Source organism: Microbacterium sp. zg.Y1084 (assembly GCF_024623595.1).
Taxonomy (GTDB): domain Bacteria; phylum Actinomycetota; class Actinomycetes; order Actinomycetales; family Microbacteriaceae; genus Microbacterium; species Microbacterium wangruii.
This window is the reverse complement of record NZ_JANJGV010000002.1, coordinates 14,203-36,544: the sequence shown is the minus strand read 5'-3', so window position 1 is coordinate 36,544 and position 22,342 is coordinate 14,203. Positions and strand designations below refer to the sequence as shown.

Genomic DNA, 22,342 nt, shown 5'->3' with positions numbered 1-22,342 from the left:
AAACTACCAAGCGGCGCTGACCGCGCCGTGTGGACAGGAGACCCGTGACCGATCCGACCCCCGATCCCGTGGCGATGATGCTCTCGGTCCTCGACCTCGCCGAATCCGGTGCGCGCACCACCGAGGACATCTTCACCGGCGTCTCGCACCCGATGCCCAGCGGCCGCGTCTTCGGCGGCCAGGTGCTGGCTCAGGCGATCTCCGCCGCGGCGCGCACCCTGCCCCCCGAGCGGGTGCCGCACTCGATGCACGGCTACTTCCTTCGCCCGGGCGACGCCACCAAGGGCATCACGTTCTCGGTCGACCGCATCCACGACGGCCGCTCGTTCTCCACCCGGCGCACCCAGGCCTACCAGGAAGGCGTGCCCATCTTCTCGATGATCGCGTCGTTCGAGAACGAGGACCCCGGCATCGAGCACCAGGCACCCATGCCCGAGGGCGTGCCCGACCCCGACGACCTGCAGGGACCCGACGCCCTCGCCGCGCACGTCCACCCGCTGTCGCGGCGCGCTCTGACCGACGGACCGATCGAGCTGCGCTACGTGGCCTCGCCCATCTACGACGTGGTGGAGGGCGAGCGGACCCCTCGGCAGGCGGTGTGGATGCGCAGCCGCTCCCCGCTGCCGGACGACCCCGCCGTGCACCGTGCGGTGCTGGCCTACCTCAGCGACCTCACGATTCAGGAGTCCGTGCTGCGCGCCCACGGCGTGCCGTGGGCGACGCCGGGGCTGAAGGTCGCCAGCCTCGACCACGCGATGTGGTGGCATCGTTTCGGTCGCGTGGACGAGTGGGTGCTGTACACGCAGGAGTCTCCGAGCGCCCGGGCGGGGCGTGGCCTGGCGACCGGCCGCATCCACAGCCGCGATGGGCGCTTGCTGGCCACCGTCGCGCAGGAGATCATGATCCGCGTGCCCGGGCACCGCTGAGCCACGCGGACGCCGGGGCGCCCCGGCTCGGATGCGGAGGGGAAGCTCTCAGCGCCGGTGCGCGTAGACGATGGGCTCGTCGAGGTACGGCTCCCATGCCGCCCGCATCTCGCGCGACAGGCGGGCCGGCCGGCCGGTGGCCGTGTCGACCAGCACGATGACGGCGGTCGAGCGGGCGTAGTGCACGCGCGGGGTCTCGCCGAGCGGGCTGTACACGTCGTAGCAGACGTCGATGCTCGATCCGCCGAGGCGGCCGATCCACAGCTGCACGTCGAGCGGACGCTGCTGATACGGCACCGGGGCGAGGTACTCGATCTCCTGGCGGGCGATGAGGGTCACCGACTCGGCCGCCGTGCTCAGCCCTGACTCCAGCACCGCGGTGGGCGGCCCCTCCATGCCGGCGTCGGGGCGCCAGAAGGCGCGCAGGCGCGCCTCTTCCAGCAGCTTGAGCATGGAGGTGTTGTTGACGTGGTTCAGCGCGTCGAGGTCGCCCCAGCGCAGGTGGATCGGCACATGGATGCGCCGCCCGCCGGGCTCAGTCACGCGTGAGCTTGCGGTACGTGGACCGGTGCGGGTTGGCCGCGTCGGGTCCGAGCCGCTCGATCTTGTTCGACTCGTAGGCCTCGAAGTTGCCCTCGAACCAGTGCCACCGGTCGGGGTGCTCCGCGGTCCCCTCGTACGCGAGGATGTGCGTCGCGATGCGATCGAGGAACCACCGGTCGTGCGTGATGACGACGGCGCAGCCGGGGAACTCCAGCAGGGCGTTCTCGAGCGACTGCAGCGTCTCGACGTCCAGGTCGTTGGTCGGCTCGTCGAGCAGCAGCAGGTTGCCGCCCTCCTTGAGGGTGAGGGCGAGGTTCAGACGGTTGCGCTCACCACCGGAGAGCACGCCGGCCTTCTTCTGCTGGTCGGGTCCCTTGAAACCGAACTTGGAGACGTACGCGCGCGACGGGATCTCGACCTTGCCGACCGTGATGTAATCGAGGCCATCCGAGACGACCTCCCACAGCGTCTTGTTGGGGTCGATGTTGGAGCGCGTCTGGTCGACGTAGCTGATCTTGACGGTCTCACCGATCTTCAGCTGGCCGCCATCGAGGGGCTCGAGCCCGACGATCGTCTTGAACAGCGTGGTCTTGCCGACGCCGTTGGGGCCGATGACGCCGACGATGCCGTTCGGCGGCAGGCTGAAGCTCAGTCCGTCGATGAGCGGGCGGCCGTCGAAGCCCTTCTTCAGGTTCTTCGCCTCGATCACGATGCTGCCCAGGCGCGGCCCCGGCGGGATCTGGATCTCCTCGAAGTCGAGCTTGCGGGTGCGGTCCGCCTCGGCGGCCATCTCCTCGTAGCGTGCGAGGCGAGCCTTCGACTTCGCCTGGCGCCCCTTCTGGTTGGAGCGCACCCAGTCGAGCTCTTCCGCGAGGCGCTTGGCGAGCTTGGCGTCCTTCTTGCCCTGGACGGCCAGGCGCTCCGCCTTCTTCTCCAGGTAGGTGGAGTAGTTGCCCTCATACGGGATGAGGCGGCCGCGGTCGACTTCGGCGATCCACTCGGCGACGTTGTCGAGGAAGTACCGGTCGTGGGTGATGGCGATGACGGCGCCGGTGTACTTCTGCAGGTGCTGCTCGAGCCAAAGCACGCTTTCGGCGTCGAGGTGGTTCGTCGGCTCATCCAGCAGCAGCAGGTCGGGCTTCTGCAGGAGGAGCTTGGCGAGCGCGACGCGGCGACGCTCACCACCGGAGAGGTTGGACACGGCGGCGTCGGCGGGCGGGGTGCGCAGCGCATCCATCGCCTGCTCGAGCTGCGAGTCGAGGTCCCATGCGTCGGCGGCGTCGATCTCCTCCTGGAGCACGCCCATCTCGGCGAGGAGAGCGTCGAAGTCGGCGTCGGGGTCGGCCATGAGCGCCGAGATCTCGTTGAACCGGTCGAGCTTGGCCTTGATGGCGACGCCGTCCTGGATGTTCTCCAGCACCGTCTTGGAGTCGTCGAGCTCCGGCTCCTGCATCAGGATGCCGACGCTGAAGCCCGGGGAGAGCTTCGCTTCGCCGTTGGACGGGGTGTCGAGCCCGGCCATGATCTTGATGATGGTCGACTTGCCCGCGCCGTTGGGACCGACCATGCCGATCTTCGCGCCGGGGAGGAACGACATCGTGACGTCGTCGAGGATCAGCTTGTCACCCACAGCCTTGCGGGCGCGGACCATCTGGTAGATGTATTCAGCCAAGCGGATTACCACCTTTGGAGTAGAGATGAGGGCCGCGCAGGGCCAGCCATGTGCCGATTCGTGCCGAGGGCTGGTCGGGCGGAAGTCGGTCCAAGCCTACCAACCGAAGGGCCGCGCATCCGGCGACCGCCGAACGGCATGCCTACCGCATGTCCCTCAACATCGTCCCCCGGCTCGCATCCCACGGCCGGCCGCGTGTCCGCCGGCGGTCACCAGTCGATCGGTCGCGTCTCCCCCAGCAGGCAGCCTCCGCTGGCCAGCGCCGGCCCGACCGTCGTGACGACCCTCCCGGTCACGGGCCCCGCCTGACCCAGCAGGCACTCGTCGCCGAACTGCACGGAGAACTGCAGCGCTTCCGCGGCGTTGCCGATGGTCGACAGATCCTCACTCACCTGCATGTCGGACTTGTCGAACCCCGCAGCCGCGAGGGCGTCGACGTAGGCGCGACCCTCTCCGCTCTGTGGCGAACCCCACACCTGCTCGGCCACCTGGGTGAACAACGGCAGGTTGTCCGCCGCCGTGCCCTGCGGGTCGTACTTGGGGGGCCCCGGCGGCGTACTGGCGGCAGGAGTGGGCGCCGCTTCACTCACCGAGGGCGCGGGAGACGGTCCGCCGTCACCGCTGCACGCCGCCAGAAGCAGGATGGTGAGGGTCACTCCCCCGACCGCCGCCACGGCGCGAGCCGGCGGAGACGTGCGCGCGAGAGGGAAGGGACGGACCACGCGGAAAGTCTAGACGGGCGATCCGCGCATGCTCAGAACGGTGTGGGCTCCCCCTCGGCCGCGCCGCCCGCTGCGGCGAGCGCAGGCTCGCGGCCGGCCTCCCGTTCGGTTCGCTCCCTGGCGGGCGCGACCTCGGCACCGCCCGACCCGGAGGCCTGGTCTCCTTCGCCGCCCGGCACCGCCCACCCGTCGGCATCCACCGCCGCACGCGAGGACTCGCCACCGGCCGCGGCGTCGTCCGCCTCTCGCGACCGCGCACTGCGCGTGAACACCGTCGTGCCCCACCGCAGATCCGGCCCGACGGCGTGGGCGTCGATGTCCGCGGTCATGCCGCTGCGTGTGTCGTTCTCCCACGAGCGCAGCCGCAGCGTGCCCGTGACGATCACCCGGTCGCCTCGGCGCAGCGACCGCAGGCAGTGCTCCGCGAGCGCCCGGAACGCCGAGACGTGGAACCAGTTCGTGTAGGCGTCCACCCAGGTGCCGGAGTCCTTGTCGAAGCGCCGCTGCGTGCTGCCGACGCGGAACGACACGACGGTGTCGCCGCCGCCGGTGGTGCGGCGTTCGGGGTCCGCGGCGAGGTTGCCGGTGACGGTGATGATTTCGCTCATGATGGATGTCCTCTCCTGTGGCGCGGGCACCGTGCCCGCCGCTCCGGCACCCGCGTGCCCGTCGAGTGCCGGAGCACCTCCACCCTCACGAATCCACCGGCGGCGCGTGTCGGGATGACGGCGTTCAGTGGATGGATCCCGCGTACTCGTCCCTGTGGAGACGGCGCACACCTCCCGGAGGCTCGATGTCGGCGGTCGAAGCTATGTTCGACCGCGAGGAGGCATCATGATCGCGACGGACCACCCCGCGCTGCATCGACAGCGCCGCACGATGCGCCTGGTCGGCGCCGGCCCGCACCTGTGGCGGGTGACCGACGAGGCCGGCCGCATCATCGGCCACCTGCAGCGCATCGGCGGCGACGCCGAGCTCCGCTACCGCGCGCTGCGCTATCACCGCGCACAGGCACGGCTTCTGCCTGTCGGCGACTTCTGGACCCCCGACGATGCCGTGGCCTGCCTGGTGAACTCGGCCTGAACCGCGGGGGCCGGTCGCCTCGTCTGTGTCCTTGCGCGGCAGGCGATCCCCACCCAGATCCCCGAACCCGTCGTCATGCGGTTGACTGAGCCGGTGACGAGACGCGTGATCCAACTGCTGGTCGGCCTGGTGATCTTCGGGGCCGGCTGCGCGCTGATGGTGCAGGCGCATGTCGGCCTGGACCCGTGGACCGTCTTCGCCCAGGGCATCGCCTTGCAGACCGGCATCGGCATCGGCTGGGTCACGATCATCATCGGTGCCGTGGTGCTGCTGCTGTGGATCCCCCTTCGTCAGCGCCCCGGCATCGGCACGCTGGCGAACATCGTGCTGGTGGGAACGAGCATGCAGCTCACCCTCGAGGTGCTGCCCGATGTCGAGGGTTGGCTAGCCCAGGCCGGAATGTTCATCGCAGGGCTCCTGTGCGTGGCGGTCGCCTCGGGGCTCTACATCGGCGCGCGCTTCGGACCCGGGCCGCGAGACGGGCTGATGACCGGGCTGCATGAGAAGTGGGGCTGGCCCATCTGGGTGAGCCGTTTCGGCGTGGAAGCCTCGGTGCTCGTGGCGGGGTGGCTGCTGGGCGGCACCGTGGGAGTGGGCACCGTGCTGTTCGCCGTGTCGATCGGGCCGCTGGTGCAGCTGGCGCTGCGCGTCTTCGACACCCGACCCCGACTCGCGACTGCCCCCGAGGCCGGCTCGCCCCGCCTGGTCTGACGGGCGAACCGTCGGAGTCCGATCCGGCATTGCGGTGTCGCCGATCCGTCGCGGCGCGTCCCGCGTCAGTGCTCCCGGAACTCCGGCCACTCGGCGCCGGGGGCCATGTGAGCGTGCAGGGCGCCCTTGGCCGCCTCCATCGACGGGTAGGCGCCGAGCTCTTCATCCGCCCCCGCCATCGTGACCACGTATGCGCCGTCGCGCTTGCGGATCGTGCCGGCTACTCCCCCGGCCCCGTAGGCGACCCACAGCGCCGAGTGATTCTCGGTCGTGCTCATCCCGAACTCCTTCCGACACCTGCACGGTACGCCCCGCGGCACGGCTTGGCCACCGTGGGGACGCGCCGAACGGGGGCAGTAGCCTGGAGAGGACCCCCCGTAGCTCAGTGGATAGAGCAGGAGCCTTCTAATCTCTTGGTCGGGCGTTCGAATCGCCCCGGGGGGACAGAGCTCGCATGTCCGAGCCCGTCGTTAGGATGGAGTCATGGTGGGGGCTTCTGAGAACGACCGGCTCGTCTGGATCGACTGCGAGATGACGGGTCTCGACCTCGCCGTCGATGAACTGGTCGAGATCGCGATCGTCATCACCGACTTCGAGTTGCGTGCTGTCGATCCGGGCTTCCAGATCGTCATCAAGCCCGACGCATCCGCGCTGGCGAACATGAACGACTTCGTCACGAAGATGCACGAGTCGTCGGGTCTGCTCGCGGAGCTGCCCTCCGGCGTGAGCCTGGCGCAGGCGGAGCACGAGGCACTGGAGTACATCCAGCGATTCGTCCCGGTCCAGGGCAAGGCGCCGCTGGCCGGCAACACGATCGGCACCGATCGCATGTTCCTGGCCAAATACATGCCGCAGGTCGACCGGTGGCTGCACTACCGCAACGTCGACGTCTCCAGCATCAAGGAGCTGTCCCGTCGCTGGTATCCGCGTGCCTACTTCCAGGCTCCCGCGAAGGAGGGGGGCCATCGGGCGCTCGCCGACATTCGCGAATCCATCCGCGAGTTGGCGTACTACCGTGACGCGGTCTTCGTGCCCGAGCCGGGACCGACGAGCGATGAGGCACGCGCCGCCGCGGAGTCGGCCGTGTCGTCATTCGCCTCGGAGATGTGAGAGAATCGAGAGGTTGCCCGCTGAGGCGGGAGACATGGTGGGTATAGCTCAGTTGGTAGAGCACCTGGTTGTGGTCCAGGGGGCCGCGGGTTCAAGTCCCGTTACTCACCCCAAGACGTGCCGGAAGGCACCGTGATCGAGATGGATGCCGCGGAATTCGAGCGGCTGGTCGTCGATGAACTCGATCTGCTGCCCGATGACATGGTGGCCGGGTTGGACAACGTCGTGTTCGTCGTCGAGGACCGTCCGGAGGACGGCAGCCTCGACCTGTTCGGGCTGTACGACGGCCTCGCCCTCACCGAGCGCGACCGGTACGGCATGGGAGAGCTGCCTGACCGCATCATCGTGTACCGGGAGCCGCACCTGAACGCCTGCGAGACGCTCGACGCGCTGCACGACGAGGTGCACACGACGCTCGTCCACGAGATCGCCCACTTCTACGGGATCGACGACGATCGCCTGCACGAGCTGGGGTGGGGCTGATGAGCATCGCCCTCCCCGACATCGACGAAGCCACCCGCCGCGAACAGCGGCCGGCGGCTGACCGCCCCTGGCAGACGGTGGTGTGGAACGACCCCGTCAACCTCATGAGCTACGTGGTGCACGTCTTCCGGGAGTACTTCGGACACTCCCCCGACGTCGCGACTCGGCTCATGCTCGCTGTGCATCACGAGGGTAAGGCCGTCGTGGCCGAGGGCGCACGGGAGCAGATGGAGCTGCACACGCAGGCCATGCACGACTACGGTCTGTGGGCGACCGTGCAGCAGGCGCCCGCATGACCGGCGCACCGCGCGTGACGCTCGAGCTCACGATGATCGAAGGCGCCCACCTGGCCGACCTCGTCTCCCAGCTGCTCGAGCTGCTCGACGATGGGTTCGCCCGCTCCGGCGGCCTCGACGACCCGGCGCTGGCGCGGCTCGTGCCCGATGCGTACCGAGACGATCCGGATGCCGCGCGCGAGTTCCGCGAGCTGACGGCATCCGATCTGCTCGGCCGCCGACGAGACGACGCCCGGGCGGTCCTGCAGCACCTCTCCTCCGCCGGGGTGCCTCTCGACACCGACGGAGTCTCCCCCGGAGCCCTGACCGACACGGTCGGGCTGCCGCTGTCGGCGGACGGCGTGCGCGCATGGCTGCGCATCCTGAACGCGCTGCGTCTCGTGCTGGCATCCCGCCTGGGCATCGACGTCGTGGACGACCACGATGCCGACGACCCGCGCTACGCGATCTACGACTGGCTCGGGTACCGCCTCGACGTTCTCGTCACCTCGCTCGCCGACTGACGCGACACATCCCCACGGCTGTCGCCGGTCACGGGATGTCGAACACCAGCGACGCCCGCGCCTGCGGGTCGTGCCGGGCGATGTGCCGCTCCTCCTGCTCCGCCCAGCGCACCCAGTGCGGCCGGTAGGTATCACCGTCGCGGGCCAGCGCCCGGGCTTGCCGTGACGCCGTGGGCGACGTCATCCACACGCGCACATCCGCGAGCCGTGCCGTCTCCGGGGTGAGAGCGCCCGAGCCTTCGACGATCAGCGGAAGTGACGGATCGACGGCGTGCGCCTCCGCGCGTTCGTCCGTCTCCCAATCCCAGCGCTGCCAGACGCCGACCAGGCCGCGGGCGTGCGGCCGGAGAATCTGGTCGCGCGCATACTGCGCTCCTTCCAGCAGTCCATCCCACCCGGGGTAGAGGGAGTCCAGTGCGACCAACTGCACCCTGCCGCGCAGCGGCCACCGCGCGACCAGCTCACGGGCCAGCGTCGACTTGCCCGCCCCGCTGCGGCCGTCGATGAGCACGACCGGATTGGGAGCGCCGACGGCGCGAACCGCGGCGACCAGGCGCGTCGCCGCCGCCTCCAGCGCAGGGGAAAGCGGAACCCGACTACTTCTTGAGCGCGCGGATGACACGGCTGAGGGCGCGCCCGGCGACCCACACGAACGGGATCGCGACCGCGAGGAAGGACACCACGTTCGGTTCGAATCGCAGGTCGTCACCCTTGCGCACGTAGGCACCCAGCGGCACCGCGTAGCCACCGCCGCCGCCACCGCCGTTGCCGTCGACATCCGCCCCGCCGCCGAACCCGCTCCACGCGAGCGCGACGGGGACGAGCGTGATGCCGTCGAGTTCCTGCTTCTCGCCGTAGGCGCTGGAGACGCCGAACGATGCGGACTGCTTGCCGAGGTCCAGTGCGATGTTGGCCATGTCCCCACCGTAGCGTCACGGACTCGTTCGGCCCAGAGGTTGTGGCCAGGTCAGTGATCGTGCGATCGCGGAGGCCGGGGATTGGTCGGGAGGGCGCCGACGTCTCGCGTGCCACCCAGCAGCGTCGCCCGCGTGACAGCGGCGCGACCGAACCGCTCGCGCGCACCGTCCAGCGCCTCCTCGACGCGGCGCCAGTCCTCATCGTCGTCCCACAGCGCGGGCGGCCCTCCGCCGGCCGGACGCAGGTTCTCGGCGCGCACGCCGATGAGCCGAACCGGCATGCGCAAGTCGATCTGCGCGAACAGATCCCACGCGGCGTCTCCGATGCGCTGGCTCACCGCGGTCGGCTCGGGAAGCGTCTGCGAACGGGAGAGCGTCGTGAAGTCCGCGAACCGCAGCTTCAGCGCGATCGTGTGCGCCTCCCAGCCGTTCGCCCGCAGGCGCGCTCCCACGCGGTCGGCCAGGCGTCGCAGTTCGGTGCGGAGCACCGCGGGATCGGCGATGTCATCGTGGAACGTCTCCTCGTGACCGACGCTCTTCTCGATCCGCTCGGTCTGCACCTCCCGAGCGTCGATGCCGCGCGCCAGATGCCACACCCGCTCGCCCATCGCCTTGCCCAGCGCGCGATCGAGCACGCCGGGCGGGGTGGCGAGGATATCGGCGACGGTGTGGATGCCACGACCCTCCAGCGCAGCCGCCGCCTTCGGGCCCACGCCCCAGAGCGCGCCCACGGGGCGCGCAGCGAGGAACGCCTGGGTCTGGTCGGCCCGAACGATGAGCAGACCGTCGGGCTTCGAGATCGTCGACGCCATCTTCGCGACGTGCTTCGTCGCGGCGACTCCGACGCTGCAGGTGAGGCCGGTCTCGGCCAGCACGCGGGAGCGCAGCATGCGGGCGATCTCGGCCGGGCTCCCCCAGAGCCGGCGGGCGCCGTGGACGTCGAGGAACGCCTCGTCGATCGACAGCGGCTCCACCAGCGGCGTGACGGAATGGAAGATGCCCATCACCTGGCGCGACAGCGCGAGGTAGCGGTCGAAGTGCGGCGGCATGACGATCGCCTGCGGGCACAGGCGCAGCGCCTGACCGACGGGCATGGCGCTGCGCACCCCGAAACGGCGCGCCTCGTAGGACGCGCTGGAGACGACCCCCCGGCCCTCGGCGCCGCCGATGATGATCGGCCGCCCCTTCAGCGCCGGGTTGTCGAGCACCTCGACGGCGGCGTAGAAGGCATCCATGTCGACGTGGAGGATGCGCGTGCCGGTGTCGTCGGCGTCGTCGGGTGAGACGATGCGTCCCGTCCCGTCTCCACGTCCCATTCCTCTATTGTCCCTGCATCCGCCGACACACCGCCGAGTGGGCGCCCGTCACCGGGATGCCCACTCGGTGGCGCGCAGGCTCACTCCGCAGCGCGGGCGAGGATGAGTTCGCGCACGCGTGCGGCGTCGGCCTGGCCCTTCATCGCCTTCATGACCGCGCCGATCACGGCGCCGGCCGCCTGCACCTTGCCGTCGCGGATCTTCGCCAGCACGTCCGGCTGGGATGCCAGGGCCTCATCGATCGCAGCGATCAGCGCCCCGTCGTCCGAGACGACGGCGAGCCCACGGGCATCGACGACCTCCTGCGGCGTGCCTTCGCCGGCGATGACGCCCTCGAGCACCTGGCGCGCGAGCTTGTCCGTGAGCGTGCCGGCATCCACGAGCGCCTGCACAGCGGCCACGTGCGCGGGCGACACCAGCTCGCTGGGCTCCCGGCCCGCGGCGTTGGCGATGCGGGTGATCTCACCCGTCCACCACTTGCGGGCCGCCGCCGGCGACGCGCCCGCGGCGACGGTCGCCTCGACCTCGGCGAGCAGACCGCCGTTGGCGACGTCCTGGAACTCCAGGTCGGTGAAGCCCCAGTCGGCCTTCAGCCGGCGTCGACGGGCGGCCGGAGGCTCCGGCAGCGCCGCGCGCAGCTCTTCGATCAGCTCGGCGGACGGCACGACGGGAAGCAGGTCGGGTTCCGGGAAGTACCGGTAGTCGTCGGCGTCGGACTTGGGGCGCCCGGGCGACGTCGTGCCGGTGTCCTCGTGCCAGTGACGCGTCTCCTGGATGATCGTGCCGCCGCCGGCGAGGATCGCCGCCTGCCGCTGGATCTCGTACCGCACGGCACGCTCGACCGAGCGCATCGAGTTGACGTTCTTCGTCTCGGTGCGCGTGCCCAGGGGCGGCGTCGGCTCGCCGGGCGCGACGCGCGGCCGCAGCGACACATTCGCGTCGCAGCGGAGGTTGCCGCGCTCCATCTTCGCCTCGGAGATCCCGAGACCCCGCACGATGTCGCGGATCGTCGCGATGTAGGCCTTCGCGATCTCGGGCGCACGGTGGCCGGCGCCGATGATCGGCTTGGTGACGATCTCCACGAGCGGCACGCCGGCGCGGTTGTAGTCCACCAGCGAGTACTCCGCGCCCTGGATGCGGCCGGTCGAGCCACCCATGTGGGTGAGCTTTCCGGCATCCTCCTCCATGTGCGCGCGCTCGATCGGGACGGTGACGATCTCGCCGTCGGAGAGCTCGATCTCGACCTCGCCCTCGAACGCGATCGGCTCGTCGTACTGCGAGATCTGGTAGTTCTTGCCGAGGTCGGGGTAGAAGTAGTTCTTGCGGGCGAACCGGCTGGACGGCGCGATCGAGCAGCCGAGCGCCAGGCCCAGGCTGATCGACGACCGCACGGCCTGCGCGTTGACGACCGGCATCGACCCGGGAAGACCCATGTCGACGGGGGCCACCAGGGTGTTCGGGCCGGCGGCGTGGTTCTTCTCGTTGGCGGGGTTGGCCGCCGAGGAGAACATCTTCGTCTCGGTGTTGAGCTCGACGTGCACCTCGAAGCCGAGCACGGGCTCGAACAGTTCGAGGGCCTTGTCGAAGTCCATGAGCTTTGCCTTGGCCATCAGCGGTTCCCTCCCAGGATCGGTGCCCGGTCCAGCAGCGGGCCGCCCCAGCGGTCGACGAGCACGGCCTCGACCGCGGCGCCGACCCGGTAAAGGCGGGCATCCTCGCGGACAGGGGCCAGGAACTGGATGCCGACAGGCAGTCCGTCCTCGGCGGCGAGCCCGGACGGTACCGAGATGCCGGGGACGCCGGCGAGGTTGGCGGGGATCGTGGTGACGTCGTTGAGATACATCTGCAGCGGGTCGTCGATCTTCTCCCCGAGGCGGAACGCGGTCGTCGGCGCGGAGGGCGTGGCGATGACGTCGACCTGGGCGAAGGCCTGGTCGAAGTCCTGCTGGATGAGGGTGCGCACCTTCTGCGCCGAGCCGTAGTAGGCGTCGTAGTACCCGGCCGACAGCGCGTAGGTGCCGAGGATCACACGTCGCTTGACCTCGGGGCCGAAGCCGGCGTCACGCGTGGCGGCCATGACGTCTTCGACGGTGCCGCCGGGGACGTCCACCCGCATCCCGAAGCGCACGGAGTCGAACTTCGCCAGGTTGCTGGATGCCTCGGCCGGAAGGATCAGGTAGTAGGCCGCAACCCCGTACTCGAAGTGGGGTGCGCTGATCTCGACGATCTCGGCGCCCTGCGCCTCCATCGCCGCGAGTGCCTCACGGAACGACGCCGAGACCCCGGCCTGGAAGCCGCTGTCCGGGAGTTCGGTGATGACGCCGACGCGCAGCCCCTTGAGCACATCGCCGCGGGCGCCCTCTCTGGCAGCCTCGGCGAACGAGGGCCAGCGGTCGGTGAGCGAGGTCGCGTCGTGCGGGTCGTGCCCGCCGATGACGTCGTGCAGCAGCGCCGAGTCGAGCACGGTGCGGGATACGGGACCGACCTGATCGAGGCTGGATGCCAGGGCGATCGCGCCGTACCGGCTCACCCCGCCGTACGTGGGCTTCATGCCCACCGTGCCGGTGACGTGCGCGGGCTGGCGGATGGATCCGCCGGTGTCCGAGCCGAGCGCGATCGGCGCCTCGAACGCGGCGACCGCCGCGGCCGAGCCGCCACCGGAGCCGCCGGGGATGCGGTCGAGGTCCCACGGGTTGTGGGTTGCGCCGTAGGCGGAGTGCTCGGTGGAGGAGCCCATCGCGAACTCGTCCATGTTGGTCTTGCCCAGCGGCACGAGGCCGGCGGCGCGCGAGCGGGCGACGACCGTGGCGTCGTAGGGCGACATGAAGCCCTCGAGGATCTTCGACCCGCTGGTGGAGGGCATGTCGGTGGTGACGAGCACGTCCTTGATCGCCAGCGGCACGCCGGCGAGCGCGCCGAGCTGCTCGCCCGCGGCACGGCGGCGGTCGATGTCGGCGGCGACGTCGAGCGCGTGGTCGCTGACGTGGAGGAACGCGTGCACATCCCCGTCGACGGCGGCGATGCGGTCGAGGTGGGCCTGCGTCGCTTCGACGCTGGAGACCTCTCCGGCACCCAGCGCAGAGGCGAGGTCGGCGGCGGTCAGGCGGGTGAGATCGGTCACTGCTCTTCTCCCAGGATCGCGGTCACGCGGAAGCGCCCGTCGGCGGCGTCGGGTGCGTTCTGCAGCACCTGGTCGACGGTGAGCATGTCGCCCGGGACGTCGGGGCGGAACACGTTCTGCAGCGGAACGGGGTGACTCGTCGCGGGGACATCGGCGGTGGCGACCTGCGACACCTTCGCGATGTTGTCGACGATCACGTCGAGCTGGCCGGTGAGCTGCTCGACCTCCTCGTCGCTGAGCTGGATCCGGGCGAGCACACCGAGGTGGCGGACGAGATCGGGGGTGATTTCTGACACCCCGCAAGTCTAGTTGCGCCGTCCGGGTGAACCGTGCGGGTGACGGGAGCACACCCGGCTGCGCCGTAGGCTGAGCGGGTGATCGATGTCGACCCGCCCCGCCCCTGGATTCGCAGCTACGCCGAGGGCGTGACCGCTGAACTGCCACCGCTCACGGGTTCTCTCGTGGATCTGGTGGCCGCCTCCGCGCGCGACTTCCCCGATGCCCCGGCGCTGGAGTTCTTCGGCCGGGAGACGACGTACCGCGCCCTGCAGGACCAGATCGATCGGGCCGCCGCAGCGCTGCACGCGCGAGGCGTGCGCGCCGGCGACCCCGTCGCCATCGTGCTGCCGAACTGCCCTCAGCACATCGTCGCGTTCTACGCCGTGCTCCGCCTCGGCGCGGTCGTCGTGGAGCACAACCCGCTCTACACCGCGCGTGAGCTGCGCAAGCAGTTCGAAGATCACGGGGCCCGCCACGCAATCGCGTGGAGCAAGGTCGTCGCGACACTGCAGGACTTCCCCGACGACCTCCCCGTTCCCGACATCATCTCGGTGGACATCACCACCGCCCTGCCGGCCACCAAGCAGATCGCGCTGCGTCTGCCGGTGGCGAAGGCCCGCAACTCGCGCCGCGCCCTCACCGAGCCTGTCGTCGACGCCACCCCGTGGCAGCAGATCGTCGCGCACGAGCCGCTCCCGGCATCCCACCCCGGCCCCGGCACCGACGACCTGGCGATCATCCAGTACACCAGCGGCACGACGGGCAGCCCGAAGGGCGCTGCGCTCACGCACCGCAACCTGCTCGCCAACGCCGTGCAGGCGCGCTCATGGGTGCCCCACCTCGAGCGCGGCAAGGGCTGCGTCTTCTACGCGGTGCTGCCGATGTTCCACGCCTACGGACTGACGCTGTGCGTCACCTTCGCGATGTCGATGGGCGCCCGGCTGGTGCTCTTCCCGAAGTTCGACCCCGACCTCGTGCTGGCGGTGGTCAAGAAGCGCCCTGCCACCGTCTTCCCGCTGGTGCCGCCCATCGCCGACCGCCTGCTGGCGGCTGCGCGCGAGCGCGGTGTCTCGCTCCAGGGCATCCAGATCGCCATCTCCGGCGCGATGGCGCTGCCCCACGAACTGGTGGTGCCCTTCGAGGAGGCCACCGGCGGCTATCTCGTGGAGGGCTACGGGCTGTCCGAGTGCTCTCCCGTGCTGATGGTGAACCCCATCGCCGCGAACCGCGAGCCGGGTACCGTGGGGCTCCCCCTCCCCGGCACGGAATGCCGCGTCGTCGATCCCGACGAGCCGACCGTCGATGTCGCCCCGGGCGAACGTGGCGAACTGGTCGTGCGCGGCCCCCAGGTGTTCAGCGGCTACTACGGGCACCCGGAGGAGACCGAGCGCGCGTTCGCGGACGGCTGGTTCCGCACCGGTGACATCGTGACCATCGACGAGGGCGGCTTCGTGCGCATCGTCGACCGCATCAAGGAGCTGATCATCACGGGCGGCTTCAACGTGGCGCCCACCGAGGTCGAGATCGCCCTGCGCCAGCACCCGCAGGTGCTGGATGCCGCTGTCGTCGGCCTTCACAGCCCCCACTCCGGCGAGGAGGTCGCGGCCGCGATCGTGGTCGACGGCGCCACGGACGTCGACGTCGACGCGGTGCGCGAGTTCGTGCGTGGCATTCTCACGCCGTACAAGGTGCCCCGGCGCATCTTCGTCGTGGACGAACTGCCGCGCTCGATGCTCGGCAAGGTGCTGCGACGTCAGGTGCGCGAATCGTTGGAGAAGCTCATCGCGCACGAGTGAGCGCAGCCGCCGTGCGGCGAAGCCCGGGTCAGGCGTTCCGCGTCGGCGGCACCCTCATTCCGCGGCGGGCGGCGGCCCCAGCGCGTCCGGTCCCTGCTCGACGAGGATCTTGAACTGCGCCGCATCGATGATGCGCACGCCGAGCTGCTCGGCCTTGGCGAGCTTCGACCCCGCCCCGGGTCCCGCAGCGACGAAGTCGGTCTTCTTCGACACACTGGATGCCGCCTTGCCGCCGGCGGCCATGATCGCCTCCTGCGCCCCCTCGCGGGAGTAGCCCTCGAGCGATCCGGTGGCCACGACCGTGACGCCCTCGAGCACCCCGCCGGAGGATGCCGCGGCACCGGGGCCCGGGTGACCGGGCGTGGCCAGCTGGGCACCGGCCGCTTCCCAGCGCTCGACGATCTCGCGATGCCAGTCGACGGCGAACCAGTCGACGAGAGAGTCGGCGATGATGCCGCCCACCCCGTCGACGGCGGCGAGCTCGTCGCGGGAGGCCGCGCGGATCGCGGCGATCGAACCGAACCACTGGGCCAGGGCGCGGGCTGCGACCGGGCCGACGTGGCGGATGTTCAGGGCCACGAGGAACCGCCACAGCTCCTTGGTCTTGGCCTTCTCGAGCTCGTCGAGCAGGGTCAGCGCCTGCGCGGACGGCTGCGGGCCGGTGAGGCCCTGCTTCTTCTCGGCCGCGCTGGGGTTGCGCCGGAAGGGGGCGCGCCGCACCGGCTCGCCCGTGGTGTCGTCGACACGCGGCTCGCCGGTCTCGGCATCGCGCACCATCACCTCGATGGGCACGAGCTGCTCCAGGGTGAGGTCGAACAGTCCCGCCTCGGTCTGCAGCGGGGGCATCTCGGGCACACTGGGTTGGGTCAAGGCGGCAGCGGTCACCTCGCCCAGCGCCTCGATGTCGAGGGCGCCACGCGAGCCGATGTGCTCCACGCGCCCGCGCACCTGCGCCGGGCACGCGCGGGTGTTCGGGCAGCGCAGGTCGATGTCGCCCTCCTTCGCGGGCGCCAGCGGCGTACCGCACTCGGGACAGTCCGCAGGCATGACGAACGCGCGCTCCGAGCCGTCACGCAGCTCCACGACCGGGCCCAGCACCTCGGGGATGACGTCGCCCGCCTTGCGCAGCACCACCGTGTCGCCGATGAGCACGCCCTTCGCCTTGACGACATCCTGATTGTGCAGCGTCGCCTGGCGCACGACGCTCCCCGCCACCTGCGCCGGCGCCATGACCGCGAACGGGGTGGCCCGACCGGTGCGACCCACCGACACCACGATGTCCAGCAGCTTCGTGTTCACCTGCTCCGGCGGGTACTTGTAGGCGATCGCCCAGCGCGGCGCCCGGCTGGTGGCGCCGAGTTCGCCGTGCAGGTCGAGCTCGTCGACCTTCACCACCACGCCGTCGATCTCGTGCTCGACCGCGTGCCGGTGTTCGCCGTACTGCTCGACGAACGAGGTCACCCCAACGACGTCGTCGTACGTGCGGAAGTACGGGCTCGTCGGCAGCCCCCAGTCGGCGAGCAGTGCGTAGACCTCGCTCTGCGTGCTCACCGGCGGGTTCTCCCATGCCCCGATGCCGTGCACGAACAAGCGCAGCGACTGCAGGCGTGCCTGACCCGCCTCGAGCTCCAACCCGCTCTTCTTCTCCAGCTGCTGACGCAGGCCACCGCTGGCGGCGTTACGGGGATTGGCGAAGGCCGGGAACCGGCGCGCGGCGCTGCGCGCGGCCTTCTCCTCGTCGACGCCGCGGGCCAGCGCCTCGGCGAGCACACGGTCGCGCAGGCGCGCCTGCAGGGCATTGAGCTCGTCGAACGCGGCGACCGGGATGAACACCTCGCCGCGCACCTCCACCAGCGACGGATGCCCGCTCCCCGACAGCTGCGAGGGGATGCCGGTCACGCGCAGCGCGTTGACGGTGACGTCCTCGCCCACCCGCCCGTCGCCGCGTGTGGCGGCAGAGGTGAGCACCCCGTGCTCGTAGCGCAGGCTGATCGCGAGGCCGTCGATCTTCAGCTCCGTCAGCCACTGCACGCGGCGGCCGGCCGAGGCCTGCGTCTTCATGCACCAGTCGCGCAGCTCCTCGACGCTGAAGACGTTGTCGAGGCTGAGCATGCGCTCGGCGTGCTCGACCGGCGCGAACATCGACGACTGGGCGGCGCCGACGGTCTGCGTCGGCGAATCCTGACCCTGCAGCTCGGGGTGCTCGCGCTCGAGCTGCTCGAGGCGCCGCATCCATCCGTCGTACGTCGCGTCGTCGACGATCTCGGCGTTCTCGCCGTAGTACGCGTCGCGCGCGTTCAGGATGCGCTCGGTGAGATCACCCGCCTCGGCTCGGGCTTCGTCGAGGGGCGCGGGCGTGAAGTCAGCGGCATCCGTCACCCCGCAAGTGTAGGACGAGCCGTCGACGTCACGCCGGGACGGGAGCCGCCGACACCGTCCGATCGATGGTGAACTGCCCGAGCACGCGCGTGCCGACGTACAGCACCGCGGTCTGCCCCGGAGCCACCCCGTCGAACGGGGTCTGCGGGGTCACCGTCAGCAGCCCCCCGGCGATCTCCGCGCGCGCCGGCACCGGGTCGGCGTGCGCGCGGATCTGCACGTCGCAGTCGAACGCGTGCTCGGCGGGCGGGCGGCCCGCCCAGGTGAAGCGCTCCCCCGCGATCTGCGCGGTGGCGAGAGCCTCTTTGGGACCCACGACGACGGTGTTGGTGACCGGACGCACCTCGAGGACGAATCGCGGTTTGCCGTCCGGCGCCGGCACGCCCAGCTGCAGGCCGCGCCGCTGCCCCACGGTGAACGCGTGCGCGCCGTCGTGGGTGCCGACGACGGCGCCGCTGCGGTCGAGGATCTCGCCCTTCTCGGCGCCGACGCGCTCGGCCAGCCACCCGCGGGTGTCGCCGTCGGGGATGAAGCAGATGTCGTGGCTGTCGGGCTTCTGCGCGACGGTCAGTCCGCGCGCTTCCGCCTCCGCGCGCACGATCGCCTTGGAGGGGGTGGTGCCCAGCGGGAAGTAGGTGTGCGCCAGCTGCTCCGCGGTGAGCACGCCCAGGACGTACGACTGGTCCTTGGCCGCGTCCGAGGCACGGTGCAGCTCCAGGCCGTCCTCGCCCTCGACGAGGGTGGCGTAGTGGCCCGTGCAGACGGCGTCGAAGCCGAGCTCCAGCGCGCGCTCGAGCAGCGCGGCGAACTTGATCTTCTCGTTGCAGCGCATGCAGGGGTTCGGGGTGCGACCGGCCTGGTACTCGGCGATGAAGTCGGCCACCACGTCGTCGCGGAAGCGCTCCGAGAAGTCCCAGACGTAGAACGGGATGCCGAGGCGATCGGCCGCGCGCCGGGCGTCGAGGGCGTCCTCCACGGTGCAGCAGCCGCGGCTGCCCGCCCGCAGCGTGCCTCCGGCCCTGGAGAGCGCCAGATGCACGCCGACCACGTCGTGTCCCGCCTCGACCGCGCGTGCCGCGGCCACGGCGGAATCGACGCCGCCACTCATCGCCGCAAGAATCCGCATCCTTCCAGTCTACGAGCGCGCCCGCGCCCTGGCATCGGCCGCGGCGGCCCGGGCATGCGCCTCGGGCAGCGCCGCCAGCAGCGCGCCGACATCGGCGGCGGTGCTCGTGCGTCCCAGGGTGATGCGCAGCACGCTGCGCGCCTCGGCCTCGGTGCGCCCGAGCGCCAGCACGACGTGGGAGGGTTCGGGCACCCCCGCCTGGCAGGCCGACCCGGTCGACACGGCGATGCCCTGCTGATCGAGCAGGAACAGCAGGGTCTCCCCCGCGACCCCGGGGAAGAGCATGTGGGCGTTGCCGGGAAGCCGCCGCTGCGGGTCGCCGAGCAGCTCGGCGTCGGGCACGACGGAGCGGATGCCGGCGACGAGCCGGTCGCGCAGGGCCGCGAGCCGCGCCGCCTCGGCCTCCCGCTCGGCCAGCGCGCTCTCGGCGGCCACGGCGAACGCGGCGGCACCCGCGGCATCCTGCGTGCCGGAACGCAGCCCGCGCTGCTGCCCGCCGCCGTGCAGCAGCGCAGCCGGCGCGGCGTGCCGGGACACCACGAGCGCCCCCACCCCGACGGGGCCGCCGAGCTTGTGGGCCGAGACACTGAGGGCGCAGAGCCCGGCCGCCGCCGGGGCATCCCCGCGCCAGCGCGCGAAGTCCACCGGGAGGTGACCGAATGCGCCCACCGCGTCGAGATGCAGCGGCACGCCTGCGGCGGCCGTGGCTGCGGCGAGCGCTGCGACGTCGTTGACGGTGCCGATCTCGTTGTTGGCCACCAGCGCCGTGGCCACCGCGGCGTCCTCCAGCGCGGCGGCGAAGGCGACGACGTCGATGGCACCGTCCGGCCGCAGCGGCACAGACCGCACCGGCGCGCCCTCGTGCGCGTGCAGCCAGCCGACGGTGTCGAGGGTGGCGTGGTGCTCTCCGTCCGGCAGGACGATCGCGTCGACGCCCGATGTCCGCGCCCACCACAATCCCTTCAGCGCCAGGTTCACCGACTCGGTGCCCCCCGAGGTGAAAACGATCTCGATGGGGTCCGCGTTCAGGGCTGCCGCGAGGCGCTCACGGGCATCCTCGAGCACCCGGCGCGCGGCCTGCCCGCCACCGTGGATCGACGACGGATTGCCGAGCGTCTCGGTCGCCTGCAGCCACGCCTCGCGGGCCTCGGGGCGCAGCGGAGTGGTGGCCGCATGATCGAGGTAGACGCTCACCCCTCCACTCTCGCCCAGGCGCGCACGCCGCGCCAGTCGGCGGCAGTTAGTGTGGTCGCCATGGACAGCCCGGGTCCGACACGCTTCCCCGCCTCCGCCGAGGGCCTCCTCCGCACAGACCTCGACGGCCTGGGCGTGACGCTGCACGCTGACGGCGGCACGCTGCGGGTGTGGTCCTCGCGCGCCACATCGATGGACCTGGTCGTGTTCGACGACGACGACCTCGACTGGGCGATCGACGTCGTCCCCCTCACCCGTGGGCCGGGGGACGTGTGGGAGGCGACCTCGGCCGCACTGCGCCCCGGTACCCGCTACGCCGTGCAGGCGGACGGACCGCGCGGGGCAGGCGACATGTTCAACGCCGCCACCCTGCTGCTGGACCCCTACGCGCGCGGCCTCGTCGAGGGCGGCATCGACGATTGGCGCGCCGTCGCGGTCGACGGCTCCTTCGACTGGCAGGGCGTCGCCAAGCCCGCCGTGCCGCTGGATCGCACCGTCCTGTACGAGGCGCACCTGAAGGGACTCACGAAGCGGCATCCCGACCTGCCCGGGGCGCTGCGCGGCACCTACGCGGGGCTGGCCCACCCCGCCATGATCGACCATTTCCACAGCCTGGGTGTGACGAGCATCGAACTGCTCCCCATCCACGCGTTCACGACCGAACCGCACCTGCGTCGCCTCGGCCTGCCGAACTACTGGGGCTACAACACGCTGGGCTTCTTCGCCCCGCATGCGCCCTACGCCACGGAAGCGGCCCGGCATGCCGGCCCCGAGGCGGTGCTGCGCGAGGTGAAGACGATGGTCAGAACCCTGCACGAGGCAGGGCTGGAGGTGATCCTCGACGTCGTGTACAACCACACCTCCGAAGGTGAGATCGGCGGCCCCCGCACGAGCCTGCGCGGACTGGACAACCGCGCCTACTACCGCCAGCGCGACGACGGGCAATACCTCGACGTGACGGGCTGCGGCAACGCCGTGGACACCGCGACGGATGCCGCAGCACGCCTGGTGCTGGACTCGCTGCGGTACTGGGCGGATGAGGTGCAGATCGACGGGTTCCGCTTCGACCTCGCCGTGACCCTCGGCCGCGATGCGCGGAACGAGTTCACCGCCGACCACCCGCTGCTGCGGGCCATCGTCGCCGATCCGGTGCTCGCCGGCGTCAAGCGCATCGCGGAGCCCTGGGACATCGGCATGGGCGGATGGCAGACCGGCAACTTCGGCGAGGGCTGGCACGAGTGGAACGACCGCTACCGCGACCGGGTGCGCAACTTCTGGCTCAGCGACATCGACTACGGCCGCCGTGCCTCGGCGCCGCCGGTCGGGATCGGCGGCTTCGCCACGCGGCTGGCCGGATCCTCCAACACCTTCAGCCGCGAGCGGGGGCCGATCGCGAGCATCAACTTCGTCACCGCACACGACGGGTTCACCCTGCGCGACCTGGTGTCGTACGACGTCAAGCACAATTACGGCAACGGCGAACAGAACCGCGACGGTGCCGACACGAACCGCTCCTTCAACCACGGCGCCGAGGGCCGCACCGATGACCCGGGCATCCTCGCCACGCGCCGCAAGGCGATGCGCAACCTGCTGGGGACACTGCTGCTGTCGGCGGGCGTGCCGATGCTCACCGCCGGCGATGAGTACGCGCGCACGCAGCGCGGCAACAACAACGCCTACTGCCACGACTCGGCCCTCACCTGGGTGTCGTGGCAGCACGAGAACTGGCAGCGCGACCTCTTCGCCCACGCTCAGCGGCTGATCCGGCTGAGGCAGGACAACCCCGCACTGCGGCCCACGCGGTTCGCGCAGGAGGATCGCACCGTCCCCGGCGCCTCGCAGATGGAGTGGTACGACGAGCGCGGCCACACCATGTCCGGCGAGCGGTGGACCGACCCCCGCCACCGCACCCTGCAATACGTCGCCTCCTCGACCCCTGAGTTCGAGGAGCCCAACCGCATCCTGCTGATCGTGCACGGCATCGAAGTCCCCGTCGAGGTGACCCTGCCGAGGATCGCCGGGGTGAGCCGGTACGTCTCGGTGTGGTCCAGCGCCGACGAGCATCCCGTCGACGACGAGGCCGTCTTCGCGCCGGGCGATGTCGTGGACGTTCCCGGCACGTCGATGAGACTGTTCCGCGTCGAGTGAGGCGCAAGTGTGGGTGC

23 protein-coding genes and 2 tRNA genes are annotated in these 22,342 nt (G+C 70.9%); 11 read left to right on the top strand and 14 right to left on the bottom strand.

Annotated features, from left to right (window positions below; translation table 11 throughout):
* The first annotated feature begins 74 nt into the window (after positions 1-74).
* Positions 75-926 (top strand): acyl-CoA thioesterase II, encoded by an 852-nt coding sequence (locus tag NQ165_RS01425; protein ID WP_257531706.1) that lies wholly within the window; start codon positions 75-77, stop codon positions 924-926.
* A gap of 48 nt (positions 927-974) precedes the next feature.
* Here NQ165_RS01425 and NQ165_RS01420 read toward each other — a convergent pair whose 3' ends face one another.
* The 4 genes from NQ165_RS01420 to ssb all read right to left on the bottom strand — a co-directional run bounded on the left by NQ165_RS01420 (position 975) and on the right by ssb (position 4,471).
* Positions 975-1,469 (bottom strand): thioesterase family protein, encoded by a 495-nt coding sequence (locus NQ165_RS01420; protein WP_257530585.1) that lies wholly within the window; start codon positions 1,467-1,469, stop codon positions 975-977.
* Positions 1,462-3,141 carry an energy-dependent translational throttle protein EttA gene (gene ettA, locus NQ165_RS01415; RefSeq protein WP_257530583.1) on the bottom strand — a complete coding sequence of 560 codons (1,680 nt, stop codon included), beginning with the start codon at positions 3,139-3,141 and terminating at the stop codon, positions 1,462-1,464. Before ettA ends, NQ165_RS01420 begins: the two co-directional genes overlap by 8 nt.
* A 209-nt stretch (positions 3,142-3,350) precedes the next feature.
* Positions 3,351-3,863 carry a DUF6993 domain-containing protein gene (locus tag NQ165_RS01410; protein WP_257530580.1) on the bottom strand — a complete coding sequence of 171 codons (513 nt, stop codon included), beginning with the start codon at positions 3,861-3,863 and terminating at the stop codon, positions 3,351-3,353.
* A 32-nt stretch (positions 3,864-3,895) separates the two neighbouring features.
* Complete coding sequence (gene ssb, locus NQ165_RS01405; protein WP_257530578.1) at positions 3,896-4,471, bottom strand: single-stranded DNA-binding protein; 576 nt, start codon at positions 4,469-4,471, stop codon at positions 3,896-3,898.
* A gap of 226 nt (positions 4,472-4,697) precedes the next feature.
* Between ssb and NQ165_RS01400 the strand changes: the two genes are divergently transcribed.
* Complete coding sequence (locus NQ165_RS01400) at positions 4,698-4,946, top strand: hypothetical protein (protein ID WP_257530576.1); 249 nt, start codon at positions 4,698-4,700, stop codon at positions 4,944-4,946.
* 93 nt (positions 4,947-5,039) lie between these two features.
* Positions 5,040-5,657, top strand: coding sequence for a hypothetical protein (locus tag NQ165_RS01395; RefSeq protein WP_257530574.1), 618 nt, complete (start codon positions 5,040-5,042; stop codon positions 5,655-5,657).
* 65 nt (positions 5,658-5,722) lie between these two features.
* On the opposite strand, the gene NQ165_RS01390 is transcribed toward NQ165_RS01395, so the two are convergent.
* Positions 5,723-5,935, bottom strand: coding sequence for a methyltransferase (locus NQ165_RS01390; RefSeq protein WP_257530572.1), 213 nt, complete (start codon positions 5,933-5,935; stop codon positions 5,723-5,725).
* Positions 5,936-6,028: 93 nt separating this feature from the next.
* On the opposite strand from NQ165_RS01390, the gene NQ165_RS01385 reads away from it, so the two are divergent.
* The 6 genes from NQ165_RS01385 to NQ165_RS01360 all read left to right on the top strand — a co-directional run bounded on the left by NQ165_RS01385 (position 6,029) and on the right by NQ165_RS01360 (position 8,049).
* Positions 6,029-6,101, top strand: a tRNA-Arg gene (locus NQ165_RS01385).
* Positions 6,102-6,140: 39 nt separating this feature from the next.
* Entirely contained in the window at positions 6,141-6,767 is a 627-nt protein-coding gene (gene orn, locus NQ165_RS01380) for an oligoribonuclease (RefSeq protein ID WP_257530570.1), read from the top strand.
* Between the two features lie 37 nt (positions 6,768-6,804).
* Positions 6,805-6,880 (top strand) — tRNA-His (locus tag NQ165_RS01375).
* Positions 6,881-6,884: 4 nt separating this feature from the next.
* Entirely contained in the window at positions 6,885-7,250 is a 366-nt protein-coding gene (locus NQ165_RS01370) for a metallopeptidase family protein (protein ID WP_257530568.1), read from the top strand.
* Positions 7,250-7,546 carry an ATP-dependent Clp protease adapter ClpS gene (clpS, locus tag NQ165_RS01365; protein WP_257530566.1) on the top strand — a complete coding sequence of 99 codons (297 nt, stop codon included), beginning with the start codon at positions 7,250-7,252 and terminating at the stop codon, positions 7,544-7,546. The genes NQ165_RS01370 and clpS overlap by 1 nt, the downstream gene beginning before the upstream one ends.
* Positions 7,543-8,049 (top strand): DUF2017 domain-containing protein, encoded by a 507-nt coding sequence (locus tag NQ165_RS01360; RefSeq protein WP_257530564.1) that lies wholly within the window; start codon positions 7,543-7,545, stop codon positions 8,047-8,049. Before clpS ends, NQ165_RS01360 begins: the two co-directional genes overlap by 4 nt.
* 28 nt (positions 8,050-8,077) lie before the next feature.
* Here NQ165_RS01360 and NQ165_RS01355 read toward each other — a convergent pair whose 3' ends face one another.
* From NQ165_RS01355 to gatC, 6 genes are all read right to left on the bottom strand, one after another.
* On the bottom strand, positions 8,078-8,602 hold the full coding sequence (locus tag NQ165_RS01355) for a hypothetical protein (protein ID WP_257531704.1): 525 nt from the start codon (positions 8,600-8,602) through the stop codon (positions 8,078-8,080).
* A gap of 43 nt (positions 8,603-8,645) precedes the next feature.
* Positions 8,646-8,966 carry a hypothetical protein gene (locus NQ165_RS01350; protein ID WP_257530562.1) on the bottom strand — a complete coding sequence of 107 codons (321 nt, stop codon included), beginning with the start codon at positions 8,964-8,966 and terminating at the stop codon, positions 8,646-8,648.
* A gap of 50 nt (positions 8,967-9,016) precedes the next feature.
* Positions 9,017-10,282, bottom strand: a complete 1,266-nt coding sequence (locus NQ165_RS01345) for a DNA polymerase IV (protein ID WP_257530560.1) — start codon at positions 10,280-10,282, stop codon at positions 9,017-9,019.
* A gap of 80 nt (positions 10,283-10,362) precedes the next feature.
* The gene (gene gatB / locus NQ165_RS01340) at positions 10,363-11,892 is read right to left on the bottom strand and encodes an Asp-tRNA(Asn)/Glu-tRNA(Gln) amidotransferase subunit GatB (protein ID WP_257530558.1); all 1,530 of its coding nucleotides are present in this window, start codon (positions 11,890-11,892) and stop codon (positions 10,363-10,365) included.
* Entirely contained in the window at positions 11,892-13,403 is a 1,512-nt protein-coding gene (gene gatA, locus NQ165_RS01335) for an Asp-tRNA(Asn)/Glu-tRNA(Gln) amidotransferase subunit GatA (RefSeq protein ID WP_257530556.1), read from the bottom strand. Before gatA ends, gatB begins: the two co-directional genes overlap by 1 nt.
* Entirely contained in the window at positions 13,400-13,699 is a 300-nt protein-coding gene (gatC, locus tag NQ165_RS01330) for an Asp-tRNA(Asn)/Glu-tRNA(Gln) amidotransferase subunit GatC (RefSeq protein ID WP_257493326.1), read from the bottom strand. Before gatC ends, gatA begins: the two co-directional genes overlap by 4 nt.
* Before the next feature lie 78 nt (positions 13,700-13,777).
* Here gatC and NQ165_RS01325 point away from each other — a divergent pair, with 78 nt between their 5' ends.
* Positions 13,778-15,478 (top strand): long-chain-fatty-acid--CoA ligase, encoded by a 1,701-nt coding sequence (locus NQ165_RS01325; RefSeq protein WP_257530554.1) that lies wholly within the window; start codon positions 13,778-13,780, stop codon positions 15,476-15,478.
* Positions 15,479-15,532: 54 nt separating this feature from the next.
* On the opposite strand, the gene ligA is transcribed toward NQ165_RS01325, so the two are convergent.
* From ligA to NQ165_RS01310, 3 genes are read right to left on the bottom strand one after another with little or no spacing between them, the layout of a single operon-like run.
* Positions 15,533-17,857 (bottom strand): NAD-dependent DNA ligase LigA, encoded by a 2,325-nt coding sequence (ligA, locus tag NQ165_RS01320; RefSeq protein WP_257530552.1) that lies wholly within the window; start codon positions 17,855-17,857, stop codon positions 15,533-15,535.
* A 28-nt stretch (positions 17,858-17,885) separates the two neighbouring features.
* Positions 17,886-18,983: a tRNA 2-thiouridine(34) synthase MnmA gene (gene mnmA, locus NQ165_RS01315; RefSeq protein ID WP_257530550.1), complete on the bottom strand. Its 1,098-nt coding sequence runs from the start codon at positions 18,981-18,983 to the stop codon at positions 17,886-17,888.
* Between the two features lie 9 nt (positions 18,984-18,992).
* Positions 18,993-20,177, bottom strand: a complete 1,185-nt coding sequence (locus NQ165_RS01310) for a cysteine desulfurase family protein (RefSeq protein WP_257530548.1) — start codon at positions 20,175-20,177, stop codon at positions 18,993-18,995.
* 60 nt (positions 20,178-20,237) lie between these two features.
* On the opposite strand from NQ165_RS01310, the gene glgX reads away from it, so the two are divergent.
* A complete protein-coding gene (glgX, locus tag NQ165_RS01305; RefSeq protein ID WP_257531701.1) occupies positions 20,238-22,325 on the top strand; it encodes a glycogen debranching protein GlgX in 2,088 nt (695 codons plus the stop codon).
* Positions 22,326-22,342 lie beyond the last annotated feature (17 nt).

Bases quoted from the DNA above. Each gene is read 5' to 3' on its own strand.
- NQ165_RS01425 (WP_257531706.1), top strand. From the start codon at position 75: ATGATGCTCTCGGTCCTCGACCTCGCCGAATCCGGTGCGCGCACCACC.
- ssb (WP_257530578.1), bottom strand. From the start codon at position 4,471: ATGAGCGAAATCATCACCGTCACCGGCAACCTCGCCGCGGACCCCGAA.
- NQ165_RS01400 (WP_257530576.1), top strand. From the start codon at position 4,698: ATGATCGCGACGGACCACCCCGCGCTGCATCGACAGCGCCGCACGATG.
- NQ165_RS01390 (WP_257530572.1), bottom strand. From the start codon at position 5,935: ATGAGCACGACCGAGAATCACTCGGCGCTGTGGGTCGCCTACGGGGCC.
- orn (WP_257530570.1), top strand. From the start codon at position 6,141: ATGGTGGGGGCTTCTGAGAACGACCGGCTCGTCTGGATCGACTGCGAG.
- clpS (WP_257530566.1), top strand. From the start codon at position 7,250: ATGAGCATCGCCCTCCCCGACATCGACGAAGCCACCCGCCGCGAACAG.
- NQ165_RS01360 (WP_257530564.1), top strand. From the start codon at position 7,543: ATGACCGGCGCACCGCGCGTGACGCTCGAGCTCACGATGATCGAAGGC.
- NQ165_RS01350 (WP_257530562.1), bottom strand. From the start codon at position 8,966: ATGGCCAACATCGCACTGGACCTCGGCAAGCAGTCCGCATCGTTCGGC.
- NQ165_RS01345 (WP_257530560.1), bottom strand. From the start codon at position 10,282: ATGGGACGTGGAGACGGGACGGGACGCATCGTCTCACCCGACGACGCC.
- gatB (WP_257530558.1), bottom strand. From the start codon at position 11,892: ATGGCCAAGGCAAAGCTCATGGACTTCGACAAGGCCCTCGAACTGTTC.
- mnmA (WP_257530550.1), bottom strand. From the start codon at position 18,983: ATGCGGATTCTTGCGGCGATGAGTGGCGGCGTCGATTCCGCCGTGGCC.
- glgX (WP_257531701.1), top strand. From the start codon at position 20,238: ATGGACAGCCCGGGTCCGACACGCTTCCCCGCCTCCGCCGAGGGCCTC.